Below are 12,825 nucleotides of genomic sequence, written 5' to 3' on the forward strand. Positions count from 1 at the left end.
AGGACGCCTCGCTGCATCTGAATCTTATGATTTTACTCAAAGGGATGAAAAAAGAATGCAAAATAACGAACCCGCAACCCCAGTCGACTCAAGTCTGGGTTACACATTCCAGAACGATTTTTTGGCACTCACGCAGGCTTTTTCTTTGCCTGAAATAGATTACACCGATATTTCCCAGCGTGAACAGTTGGCGGCGGCTATTAAACGTTGGCCGTTATTAGCTGAGTTTGCCCAACAACAATAAGGAAGCCATTGATGGCTGTACTAGGATTACAGGGCGTCCGTGGTGGGGTGGGTACAACTTCCGTTACCGCGGCGCTGGCGTGGTCATTGCAGGTATTAGGTGAATCGGTACTGGTCATTGATGCCTGTTCCGATAATTTGCTGCGCATGTCATTCAATGTCGACTTTACGCATGCAAACGGCTGGGGACGCGCGCTTCTGGACGATAAAGACTGGCGGGATGCGGGTTTGCGTTATACCTCCCAGCTCGATTTGCTTCCCTTTGGTCAATTGACCGAAACCGAGCGCGGGAATGAAGCCGCGTACCAGCGCCTGTTCTCTCGCTTCATCACCGCATTGCAGAGCCTGAAAGAGAGCGGGCACTATCAGTGGATCCTGCTGGACCTGCCGCACGGCGCCGCGTCGCTGACCCGCCAGCTGCTGGCGCAGTGCGACCATGTGCTCTCCATCGCGAACGTAGATGCGAATTGTCATATCCGTCTGCATCAGCAGCCGATGCCTGCCAATGCCCATATTCTGATCAACGATCTGCGCATTGGCAGCCAGATCCAGGACGATCTCTACCAGGTCTGGCTCCAGAGTCAGCGCCGCCTGTTGCCGATGGTGATCCATCGTGACGAAGCGATGGCGGAGTGCCTCGCGTCCAAACAACCTCTCGGGGAGTACCGTAGCGATTCACTGGCGGCGGAAGAGATCCTGACGCTGGCCAACTGGTGTCTGCTGCACTTTGCTAAACGGCCGGAGCCTGCCGGGAGTTCAGTATGAGCCGCCTGACTAACTGGCTGCTCATTCCGCCGGTCAGTTCGCGCTTAAGTGAACGCTACCGCCATTACCGTCATCACGGCGCCTCGTCGCTGAGCGCTGCGCTGGGCTGTTTGTGGATGATTCTGGCGTGGATGTTCATCCCCCTCGAACATCCCCGCTGGCAACGCATTCGTGCGCGCCAAGGTGAACTCTATCCGCATATCAACCCTGACAAGCCGCGTCCGCTGGATCCCGCGCGCTACGCTATTCAGTCCATCTGGCTACTAACGACCTCAACGGGCGCGGAGAAAAAAACGTCCCGCTGGCGCAGCTTCGATCGTGTGCAGAACCTGCGTGAACACTACCACCAGTGGCTTGACCGGCTACCTGACCGGGTGGGCGACAAAACGGGTCATTTAGATAACCACAAAGAGCTCGGGCACCTACACCCGGGCTTGCGGCGTTTTATTCTCGGCGTGGTTGTGGTGTTCTCGCTGATTCTTGCGCTGGTCTGTATTACCCAGCCCTTCAATCCGCTGGCGCAGTTCACCTTCCTGATCCTGCTGTGGGGCGTGGCGCTGCTGGTGCGGCGCATACCAGGGCGTTTTTCTGCCCTGATGCTGATTGTGCTATCGCTGACCGTTTCCTGCCGCTACATCTGGTGGCGATATACCTCAACGCTGAACTGGGACGACCCGGTCAGCCTGGTGTGCGGCTTAGTCCTGCTGTTTGCTGAGACTTACGCCTGGATCGTGCTGGTGCTGGGTTACTTCCAGGTTATCTGGCCGCTGAATCGACAGCCGGTGCCGCTGCCAAAAGACACGACCCAGTGGCCTACGGTTGACCTTTTCGTGCCGACCTACAACGAAGATCTGTCGGTGGTAAAAAACACCATTTACGCCGCGCTGGGTATCGACTGGCCGAAGGATAAAATCAAAATCTGGATCCTCGATGACGGTGGCCGTGCCGAGTTCCGCCAGTTCGCGGACGAAGTGGGGGTAGAGTACATCGCCCGTACCACGCATGAACACGCGAAAGCCGGTAACATCAACAATGCGCTGAAATATGCCAAAGGGGAGTTCGTCTCTATTTTCGACTGCGACCACGTGCCAACGCGCTCGTTCCTGCAAATGACCATGGGCTGGTTCCTGAAGGAGAAAGAGCTGGCGATGATGCAGACGCCGCACCACTTCTTCTCGCCGGACCCGTTTGAACGTAACCTCGGCCGTTTTCGTAAAACCCCGAACGAGGGCACGCTGTTCTATGGACTCGTGCAGGACGGGAACGACATGTGGGACGCAACGTTCTTCTGCGGCTCCTGTGCGGTGATCCGCCGGAAACCGCTGGATGAAATTGGCGGGATCGCCGTCGAGACGGTCACGGAAGATGCGCACACCTCGCTGCGTCTGCACCGTCTTGGCTATACCTCCGCCTACATGCGTATTCCTCAGGCGGCGGGGCTGGCCACGGAATCCCTGTCGGCGCACATCGGCCAGCGTATTCGCTGGGCCCGCGGCATGGTGCAAATTTTCAGGCTCGATAACCCGCTGATGGGTAAAGGGCTGAAGCTGGCGCAACGGCTGTGCTACGTTAACGCCATGTTCCACTTCCTGTCCGGTATTCCACGGCTTATCTTCCTCACTGCGCCGCTGGCGTTCCTGCTCCTTCACGCTTACATCATCTATGCGCCTGCGCTGATGATTGCCCTGTTCGTTCTGCCGCACATGATCCACGCCAGCCTGACGAACTCGAAGATTCAGGGGAAATATCGCCACTCCTTCTGGAGTGAAATTTACGAAACGGTGCTGGCCTGGTACATCGCGCCGCCCACCATGGTGGCGCTGATTAACCCGCATAAAGGGAAATTCAACGTCACCGCGAAGGGCGGGCTGGTGGAAGAGGAGTATGTCGACTGGGTGATCTCCCGGCCCTATATCTTCCTGGTGCTGCTGAATATTGTGGGCGTGATTGTTGGGATCTGGCGCTACTTCTACGGCCCGGAAAACGAAATTCTGACGGTCTTCGTGAGTATGGCGTGGGTGTTTTATAACCTGATTATCCTCGGTGGCGCGGTGGCGGTATCGGTGGAGAGCAAACAGGTTCGCCGTGCGCATCGCGTCGAAATCAGCATGCCAGCGGCCATTGCCCGCGACGATGGACATCTCTTCTCCTGTACCGTACATGACTTTTCGGATGGCGGTCTGGGTATCAAGATCAACGGTCAGGCAAAGGTGCTGGAGGGGCAGAAGGTCAACCTACTGCTTAAGCGCGGCCAGCAGGAGTATGTCTTCCCGACGCAGGTGGTGCGTGTGAGAGGAAATGAAGTGGGTCTGCAACTGATGCCGCTGACCAAAAAGCAACACATTGATTTTGTGCAGTGTACGTTTGCCCGCGCGGATACGTGGGCTCTCTGGCAGGACAGCTTCCCTGAGGATAAGCCTCTGGAAAGCCTGCTGGATATTCTTAAGCTGGGGTTCCGTGGCTATCGTCACCTTGCAGAATTTGCCCCGTCGTCGGTGAAATTAATTTTCCGGTCACTTACTTCACTGGTTTCCTGGGTCGTGTCGTTCATTCCGCGTCGACCTGAGCGAGATGAAGCGAAGCAGGCGGACCCGGTTATGGCTCAACAATGATGATAACGCGATGAAAACAAAACTTTCCTGGTTATGTGCAGTGGCAATGGGGATGAGTGCGCTCCCTGCAACAGTGGCTAACGCAGCGCCTGATAACGCAGCGGCCACGCCCGCGCCAACGGTGCCTGTCGTCGCGCAAGCGACCGATCCGGTTGTGACGGCCGCGCCGGGGCAGACGGAAAACGTCGTCCCGAATCAGCCGACGACGGGGAATACGCTGCCCGCCGACAACCCGGTGGTTGGGCAGGTCATGCCTGGCGTGCCGGGAGCCAGTGCGCCGGTGGTTGCCGAAAATACGCCGTCGCGTGACGTTAAGCTGACGTTTGCCCAGATCGCGCCTCCTCCGGGCAGCATGGTTCTGCGCGGCATCAACCCAAATGGCGGTATCGAATTCGGTATGCGCAGCGATGAAGTCGTGTCGAAAGCGATGCTCAACCTGGAATACACCCCATCGCCGTCGCTGCTGCCGGTGCAGTCCCAGCTTAAGGTCTATCTGAATGACGAGCTGATGGACGTCCTGCCCGTCACCAAAGAGCAACTGGGTAAGAAAACCCTGGCTCAGGTGCCGATTAATCCGCTGTTTATCACCGACTTTAACCGCGTGCGTCTGGAGTTTGTCGGCCACTACCGCGATGTCTGTGAAAACCCGGCCAGCAGCACCCTGTGGCTGGATGTCGGGCGTAACTCTTCGCTTCAGATGACCTATCAGCCGCTGGCGTTGAAAAACGATCTCTCCGCCTTCCCGGTGCCGTTCTTCGACCCGCGTGATAACCGTCCGCTGAACCTGCCGATGGTCTTTGCCGGCTCTCCCGATGTGACCGAACAGCTGGCGGCCTCTATCGTGGCATCCTGGTTTGGTTCCCGCTCCGGCTGGCGTGGTCAAAGTTTCCCGGTCATGTACGACAAAATGCCGGACAAAAACGCGATCGTGTTTGCCACCAACGCCAAACGTCCGGCTTTCCTGCGTGACCATCCGGAGGTGAAAGCGCCCACCATCGAGATGATCAGCCATCCGGACAATCCGTACGTGAAGCTGTTGGTGATCTTCGGCCGTGATGACAAAGATCTGGTGCAGGCGGCGAAAGGCATTGCGCAGGGGAATATCCTGTTCCGCGGTAACAGCGTTGTGGTGGACGAGGTGAAACCGCTGCTGGCACGTAAGCCTTATGATGCGCCGAACTGGGTACGTACCGACCGGGCCATCACCTTTGGCGAACTGAAAACCTATGAAGAGCAATTGCAGTCAACCGGGCTTGAACCTTCTCCTGTCAGCCTGTCGCTGAACCTGCCGCCGGATCTCTATCTGCTGCGCACCAACGGCATTGATATCAATCTGAACTACCGTTACACCGCGCCGGCAACCAAAGACAGCTCGCGCATGGATATCAGCCTCAACAACCAGTTCCTGCAATCGTTCAGCCTGACCAGCAGCCAGGAGACAAACCGGTTGATGCTTCGTCTGCCTGTATTACAGGGGCTGCTGGATGGCAAAACCGATGTGTCGATCCCGGCGCTGAAGCTCGGTGCGGTGAACCAGCTGCGGTTTAACTTCCAGTATATGAACCCCATGCCGGGTGGATCGGTGGAAAACTGTATTACCTTCCAGCCGGTGCAAAACCACGTGGTGATTGGCGATGATTCCACGATCGACTTCTCGAAGTATTACCACTTTATTGCGATGCCGGATCTGCGTGCCTTTGCTAACGCCAGCTTCCCGTTCAGCCGCATGGCAGACCTCTCTGAATCGATTGTCGTGATGCCAAAAGCGGCCAACGAAGGCCAGGTTACCACGCTGCTGGACACCATGGGCACCGTCGGGGCGCAAACCGGCTTGCCGGCGATCAACGTGACGGTGACGGATGACGGGAGCCAGATCCAGAACAAAGATGCCGATATCATGGTCATCGGCAACATTCCGGACAAGCTGAAAGACGAGAAGCGCGTCGATCTGCTGGTGCAGGCGGCTCAGTCATGGGTTAACACGCCGCTGCGTCAGACCGAGTTCCCGAGCATCATGCCGGACAGCGGCGATCGTCAGGCCAATATCAGGACGACCGTAAGCTCAACGGGTCCGATGGCCGCGATTGTCGGCTTCCAGTCGCCGTATAACGACCAGCGCAGCGTTATCGCCCTGCTGGCGGATAGCCCGCGCGGGTATGAGCTACTCAACACGGCCATGAACGACAGCGGTAAACGGGCGGCAATGTTCGGTTCCGTCTCGGTGATCCGTGAGTCGGGGGTAAACAGCCTGCGCGTGGGGGATGTCTACTACGTCGGTCATCTGCCGTGGTTCGAACGCCTGTGGTACGCCCTGTCTAACCACCCGGTGCTGCTGGCCGTGCTGGCTGCGCTCAGCGTTGTACTGCTGGCGTGGGTACTGTGGCGTCTGCTGCGAATCATCAGCCGTCGTCGTCTTAACCCGGACCATGAGTAAGCGGTGATGAAAATCTTTCGCGGGTGTGTAGTCGCAGCGTTGATGCTGGCGGCGGCGAATCTTCACGCCGCCTGTCGCTGGCCTGCCTGGGAGACGTTCAAGCAGGATTATATGAGCGAAAGTGGGCGCGTCATTGATCCCAGTGACGCGCGCAAAATCACCACCTCCGAAGGGCAAAGCTACGGACTGTTCTTTGCCCTCGCGGCAAACGATCGCAAGGCGTTCGATCTGCTGCTGGCATGGACGTGCGATAACCTTGCCGAGGGAGATTTAACCCAACATCTCCCGGCCTGGCTGTGGGGGAAAAAGGACGACGAAACCTGGGCGGTTATCGACCCTAACTCCGCGTCTGATGCCGATATCTGGATTGCCTGGTCGCTGCTGGAAGCCGGGCGGCTGTGGAAAAATCCCGATTACACGCGCACGGGTAAGGCGCTGTTGACGCGCATTGCCAGTGAGGAAGTGGTGAAGGTGCCGGGGCTGGGTTCTATGCTGCTGCCGGGTAAAGTCGGTTTTGCCGAAGAGAGTGTCTGGCGCTTCAACCCCAGCTACCTGCCGCCGCAGCTTGCGAGCTATTTCACCCGTTTTGGCGCGCCGTGGACGACGCTCCGTGAAACCAATCTGCGTCTGCTGCTGGAGACCGCGCCTAAAGGATTTTCCCCGAACTGGGTGAAATACCAGAAAAAGGGCGGCTGGCAGCTGTCGCAGGATGCATCCCTGATCGGCAGCTACGATGCGATTCGCGTCTATCTGTGGGTAGGGATGATGAACGATAACGATCCGCAGAAAGCCCGGCTACTGGCGCGTTTCAAGCCCATGGCGACCACCACAATCAAACAAGGCTTGCCGCCGGAGAAAGTGGACGTCGCGACCGGGAAACGCACCGGAGATGGGCCGGTAGGGTTTTCTGCCTCCCTCCTTCCGTTTTTACAAAACCGGGACGCGCAAGCGGTGCAACGCCAGCACGTCGCCGATCGTTTTCCCGATAACAATGCTTATTACAGCTACGTTCTGACCCTCTTTGGACAAGGGTGGGATCAGCATCGTTTTCGTTTCACCGTGCAAGGTGAATTACTACCGGACTGGGGCCAGGAATGCGCACGTTCACACTGAATCTACTCACCTTATCGCTTGGCCTGGCGCTAATGCCCCTGGCCCAGGCCGCCAACTCCCCGCAGCAGAGACAGCTGCTGGAACAGGTCCGTCTGGGGGAATCCACCCAGCGTGAGGATTTGGTGCGCCAGTCGCTCTACCGCCTTGAGTTGATTGATCCCAATAATCCGGACGTGATTGCCGCGCGCTTCCGCTACCTGTTACGACAGGGTGATATGGCGGGCGCGCAAAAAGAGCTGGATCGCCTGAAAGGGATGGCGCCCGATTCCAGTGCGTACCAGTCCTCCCGGACGACCATGCTGCTCTCCACGCCGGATGGTCGTCAGGCCCTTCAGCAGGCTCGCCTGCTTGCCACCACCGGCCACACGCAGGAAGCCATTGCCGCGTATGACAAACTGTTTGACGGTAAGCCGCCCAGCGGCGACATCGCCACGGAGTACTGGAACGTGGTGGCGAAAGAGCCTGCCCGCCGCAACTCGGCCATTAATCAGCTTAAGAAAATAAACGCCAGCAGCCCGGGCAACGTCACGCTACAGTCCTCGCTGGCACAGCTTCTGTTCCAGAGCGGACGCCGTGATGAAGGATTTGCGGTGTTACAGGAGATGGCCAAATCGAACAATGGCCGCAGTCAGGCGTCGGACATGTGGTACCAGCAGATCAAAGATCAGCCTGCCAGCAGTGCCAGCGTCAGCGCGCTGCAACAATACCTGAGCGTGTTCAGCGATGGCGATAACGTGACGGCGGCGCGCGCCCAGCTTGAAGCGCAGCAAAAACAACTTTCCGATCCGGCGTTCCGCGCCAAAGCCGAAGGGTTAGCCGCTGTGGATGCCGGGCAGGGCAGTAAAGCGGTGGCGGAGTTGCAGAAAGTGGTCAGCGCCAACCATGCCGACAGTGAAGCCGTCGGCGCGCTGGGGCAGGCCTATTCCCAGAAAGGCGATCGCGCGCGCGCGGTTGCGCAGTTTGAGAAGGCGATCGCCCTCGATCCGCAGAGCGATAATCGGGGCAAATGGGACAGCCTGCTGAAGGTCAACCGATACTGGCTGCTGATCCAGCAGGGGGATAACGCCCTGAAAGCCAACAATACGGCCCAGGCGGAGCGCTATTACCAGCAGGCGCGCAACATTGACAACACAGACAGCTACGCGGTTCTGGGCCTCGGTGATGCGGCGGCGGCGCGCAAAGATAACGACGCGGCCGAGCGCTATTACCGCCAGGCGTTGCGGATGGACAGCGGCAACAGCAACGCGGTACGCGGTCTCGCCAATATTTATCGCGCGCAGTCTCCGGAGAAGGCGACGCAGTTTATTCAGTCGCTCTCTGCCAGCCAGCGCCGCAGCATTGATGATATTGAACGTAGCCTGACGAACGAGCAGCTGTCAGCCCAGGCCGAACAGCTGGAAAGCGAGGGGAAATATGCGCAGGCCGCAGAAATTCAGCGCCGACGCCTTGCGCTTTCCCCGGGCGACGTGTGGATCACCTACCGACTGTCACGCGATCTGTATAGCGCGGGTCAGCGCAGCCAGGCGGATAACCTGATGCGTCAGCTGGCAAGCCAGAAACCGGGCGATCCGGATCAGGTTTACGCCAGCGGGCTGTACCTGTCCGGTAACGATCAGGACCGGGCGGCGCTGGCGCATCTGAACACGCTGCCGCGCGACAAGTGGAACGGCAACATTCAGGCGCTGGCGGACCGCCTGCAAAGTAACCAGGTGCTGGAAACCGCCAACCGCCTGCGCGACAGTGGAAAAGAGCAGGAGGCGGAAACGTTGCTTCGCCAGCAGCCTCCGTCCACCCGTATCGACCTGACGCTGGCGGACTGGGCTGAACAGCGTGGCGATCATGAGGCCGCGAAAACCGCCTACAACACCGTCCTGCAACGCGAACCGCAGAACGAAGACGCGATCCTCGGCCTGACCGAGGTCTCTCTTGCCCAGGGCAACAAGGACGCGGCGCGCGCGGCGCTGGCGAAACTGCCCGCGGCACAGAACGGCGAACCGCTCTCGATCAATATGCAGCGCCGGCTTGCCATGGCGCAGGCTGGCCTGGGTGATCGTGCCGCGGCAGAAAAGACCTTCAACGCCATTCTTCCGCAGGCCAAATCGCAGCCGCCTTCGATGGAAAGTGCGCTGGTGATGCGCGATGCCGCCCGTTTCCAGGCACAAAATGGTCAGCCTAAGCAGGCGCTGGACACCTGGAAAGATGCGATGGTCTCATCGGGCATCACAACGACCCGTCCGACCGATAACGACAGCTTTACTCGGCTCACGCGTAACGATGAGAAAGATGACTGGCTGAAGCGCGGCGTGCGCAGCGATGCAGGCGATCTTTATCGTCAGCAGGATCTGAACGTCACGCTGCAACACGACTACTGGGGCTCCAGCGGCACGGGGGGCTATTCCGACCTGAAAGCGCACACCACCATGCTCCAGGTTGATGCGCCGCTGTCGGACGGACGTATGTTCTTCCGTAGCGATCTGGTCAATATGAACGCCGGTTCCTTTGACACCGACAACGGAACCTACGATCCGACATGGGGTACCTGCGCCGAAACGCCATGTCACGGCAGCACGAACCAGTCGGCCAACGGCGCCAGCGTGGCCGTCGGCTGGCAGAACAAAACCTGGTCGTGGGATATCGGTACAACGCCGATGGGCTTCGACGTGGTCGATGTGGTGGGTAGCCTGAGCTACAGCAACGATTTAGGGCCGATTGGCTACACCCTGAACGCCCATCGCCGTCCGATTTCCAGCTCGGTGCTGGCCTTCGCCGGGCAAAAAGATCCCAATACCGACACCACCTGGGGCGGCGTGCGTGCCACCGGTGGCGGCGTGAGCATGAGCTACGACAAAGGCGAAGCTAACGGGATCTGGTCAAGCCTGAGTGCCGACAGCCTCACCGGGAAGAATGTCGAAGATAACTGGCGCGTCCGCTGGATGACCGGCTATTACTACAAGCTCATCAATCAGAACAACGAACGCCTGACGGTGGGCGTGTCCAACATGCTCTGGCATTACGATAAGGATTTAAGTGGCTATTCGCTGGGCCAGGGCGGTTACTACAGTCCCCAGGAGTATGTGTCGTTCGCCTTACCGGTGAACTGGCGTAAACGCACAGAGAACTGGTCATGGGAGCTGGGCGGCTCCGTCTCCTGGTCTCATTCAAAAACAAAAGATGTGATGCGTTATCCGTTACAGGGGCTGATCCCGGACAATGAGCCAGGCCGTTATACCGATAAAGGTGTAATGGAAACCGGAAGTAGCTCGTCAGGGACGGGTTATACCGCAAGGGCGATTGTTGAACGCCGCGTGACGTCCAACTGGTTTGTCGGACTGGGCGTCGATATTCAGGAAGCAAAAGACTATACCCCGAGCCATGCGCTGCTCTACGTTCGGTATTCTGCCGCGGGCTGGCAAGGTGATATGGACTTACCACCGGAACCGCTGGTGCCTTATGCAGACTGGTGATCGGATTTTTTCTTAATCTAATTGTAAGTCTCTCTTAAAAGTGCAGCTATCGGGTATACTCGGGCGCACCAGGTTTACACCCTGGTGCGCCCTGCGCTTCGAGTTTTGTGGAGAGTCATTTTGCGTGTCAGCCGTTCCTTAACGATCAAACAGATGGCGATGGTGTCTGCCGTCACAATGCTGTTTGTCTTCATCTTCTGCGTCATTTTGCTGTTTCACTCCGTACAGCAGAATCGCTATAACACGGCTTCGCAACTGGAAAGTATTGCCCGCTCGGTGCGGGAACCCCTGTCAGCCTCGATCCTGAAAGGGGATATCCCCGAGGCGGAATCCATCCTGAAGCGCATTCAGCCCGCCGGTATCGTGAGCCGCGCAGATGTCGTGCTGCCGAACCAGTTCCAGGCGCTACGGATGAGCTTTATCCCGGAGCGTCCCGTCCCGATGATGGTGATGCGCCTGTTTGAACTGCCGGTGCAAATTTCCCTGCCTCTCTATTCCCTGGAAAGACCGGCTAACCCGCAGCCGCTGGCCTACCTGGTGCTACAGGCCGACTCGTACCGCATGTATAAATTCGTCATGAGTTGGGTTGCTACGTTAGTGACTACTTACTTACTTTTGACACTAATGCTGAGCGTGGCGCTGACGTGGTGTATCAACCGGTTAATTGTGCATCCGTTGCGCCGCATAGCCCGGGAGCTGAACGACCTCTCTCCACAGGAGCACATGGGGCATCAGCTTCCCTTGCCGCGCCTGCATCACGACGATGAAATTGGCATGCTGGTCCGGAGTTACAATATCAACCAGCAGCGTGTCCTGCGTCAGCAGGAAGAGCTCAGTAGCAACGCCACCCGTTTTCCGGTATCCGATCTGCCAAACAAAGCGTTTTTAATGGCCTTGCTGGAGCAGACCGTCGCCCGCCAGCAGACCACCGCGCTGATGGTGATTGCCTGCGAAACCTTGCAGGACACGGCGGGCGTGCTGAAAGAGAGCCAGCGCGAGATGCTGTTGCTGACGCTGGTGGAAAAGGTGAAATCCGTTCTGGCGCCGCGCATGGTGCTCACCCAGGTCAGCGGCTATGACCTGGTGGTGATCGCGCACGGTGTTAAAGAGCCGTGGCACGCCATTACGCTAGGTCAGCAAGTACTCACTGTCATTAATGAGCGGCTGCCCATTCAGGGTATCCAGCTTCGCCCGAGCGCCAGCATCGGTATTGCGATGTACAACGGGGGGCTGACCGCCGAGCAGCTTTATCGTCGGGCCTTCTCGGCCGCGTTCACCGCGCGCCGGAAAGGCAAAAACCAGATCCAGTTCTTTGATCCGGAGCAGATGGAAAAAGCCCAGCAGCGCCTGACGGAAGAGAGCGACATTCTGACGGCGATGGACAATCGCCAGTTTGCGCTCTGGCTACAGCCGCAGGTCAATTTGCGCACGAGTGAAGTGACCAGCGCCGAAGCGTTGCTGCGTATGCAACAGCCGGACGGCACGTGGGAGCTGCCTGAGGGGATGATCGAACGTATCGAGTCCTGCGGCCTGATGGTCACCGTCGGCTACTGGGTGCTGGAAGAGTCCTGCCGCCAGCTTGCGGCCTGGCAACAACGGGGCATCACGCTGCCGCTGTCGGTGAATCTCTCTGCGCTACAGCTGATGCACCCGACCATGGTGCCGGAGATGCTCGAGTTGATCCACCGCTACCGCATTCAGCCCCACACGTTGATCCTGGAAGTCACCGAGAGCCGTTGTATCGACAATCCTGACGATGCTGTCGCCATTCTGAAACCGCTGCGTAATGCCGGGATCCGCATTGCGCTGGACGATTTTGGTATGGGGTATTCCGGCCTGCGTCAGCTCCAGCACATGAAAACGTTGCCGGTGGACGTCCTGAAAATCGACAAAACCTTTGTGGATGGGCTGCCGGAGGATTGCAGCCTGGTACAGGCCATTATTCAGATGGCGCACAGCCTGAATCTGCACGTAATTGCCGAGGGTATTGAAACCGACGCCCAACGTGAGTGGCTGGCTGCGGCGGGCGTGGAGAGCGGACAGGGCTTCCTGTTTGACCGCGCCGTACCGACGGATATCTTTGAGCAACGCTATCTCGCCGACGCTGGCAATAACGCAAAAGTGTAATTTTGTTGCTGGCTTGTGCGAGCCAGCTCAAAGTTCTTAACATTTGTGTTTCAAATTTGAACCCCGT

General features: G+C 58.2%; 7 protein-coding genes. All 7 read left to right on the forward strand.

Annotated features, from left to right (window positions below):
* Positions 1–55: 55 nt before the first annotated feature.
* The 7 genes from bcsR (at position 56) to hmsP (ending at position 12,758) form a co-directional block, all read left to right on the forward strand.
* Positions 56–244 carry a cellulose biosynthesis protein BcsR gene (gene bcsR / locus SK58_RS03105; protein ID WP_003861175.1) on the forward strand — a complete coding sequence of 63 codons (189 nt, stop codon included), beginning with the start codon at positions 56–58 and terminating at the stop codon, positions 242–244.
* Positions 245–255: 11 nt separating this feature from the next.
* Positions 256–1,008 (forward strand): cellulose biosynthesis protein BcsQ, encoded by a 753-nt coding sequence (gene bcsQ / locus SK58_RS03110; protein ID WP_003861177.1) that lies wholly within the window; start codon positions 256–258, stop codon positions 1,006–1,008.
* Positions 1,005–3,620, forward strand: a complete 2,616-nt coding sequence (bcsA, locus tag SK58_RS03115; protein WP_017693806.1) for a UDP-forming cellulose synthase catalytic subunit — start codon at positions 1,005–1,007, stop codon at positions 3,618–3,620. Before bcsQ ends, bcsA begins: the two co-directional genes overlap by 4 nt.
* A gap of 10 nt (positions 3,621–3,630) precedes the next feature.
* The gene (gene bcsB / locus SK58_RS03120) at positions 3,631–6,054 is read left to right on the forward strand and encodes a cellulose biosynthesis cyclic di-GMP-binding regulatory protein BcsB (RefSeq protein WP_071591748.1); all 2,424 of its coding nucleotides are present in this window, start codon (positions 3,631–3,633) and stop codon (positions 6,052–6,054) included.
* Between the two features lie 6 nt (positions 6,055–6,060).
* Entirely contained in the window at positions 6,061–7,167 is a 1,107-nt protein-coding gene (gene bcsZ / locus SK58_RS03125; protein WP_048219345.1) for a cellulose synthase complex periplasmic endoglucanase BcsZ, read from the forward strand.
* Positions 7,149–10,631, forward strand: coding sequence for a cellulose synthase complex outer membrane protein BcsC (gene bcsC / locus SK58_RS03130; protein WP_048219347.1), 3,483 nt, complete (start codon positions 7,149–7,151; stop codon positions 10,629–10,631). The genes bcsZ and bcsC overlap by 19 nt, the downstream gene beginning before the upstream one ends.
* A gap of 120 nt (positions 10,632–10,751) precedes the next feature.
* On the forward strand, positions 10,752–12,758 hold the full coding sequence (gene hmsP / locus SK58_RS03135) for a biofilm formation regulator HmsP (RefSeq protein ID WP_048219353.1): 2,007 nt from the start codon (positions 10,752–10,754) through the stop codon (positions 12,756–12,758).
* Positions 12,759–12,825 lie beyond the last annotated feature (67 nt).

It is taken from the genome of Enterobacter sp. BIDMC93 (genome assembly GCF_001037805.1).
GTDB classification, from domain to species: Bacteria; Pseudomonadota; Gammaproteobacteria; order Enterobacterales; family Enterobacteriaceae; genus Enterobacter; species Enterobacter hormaechei_C.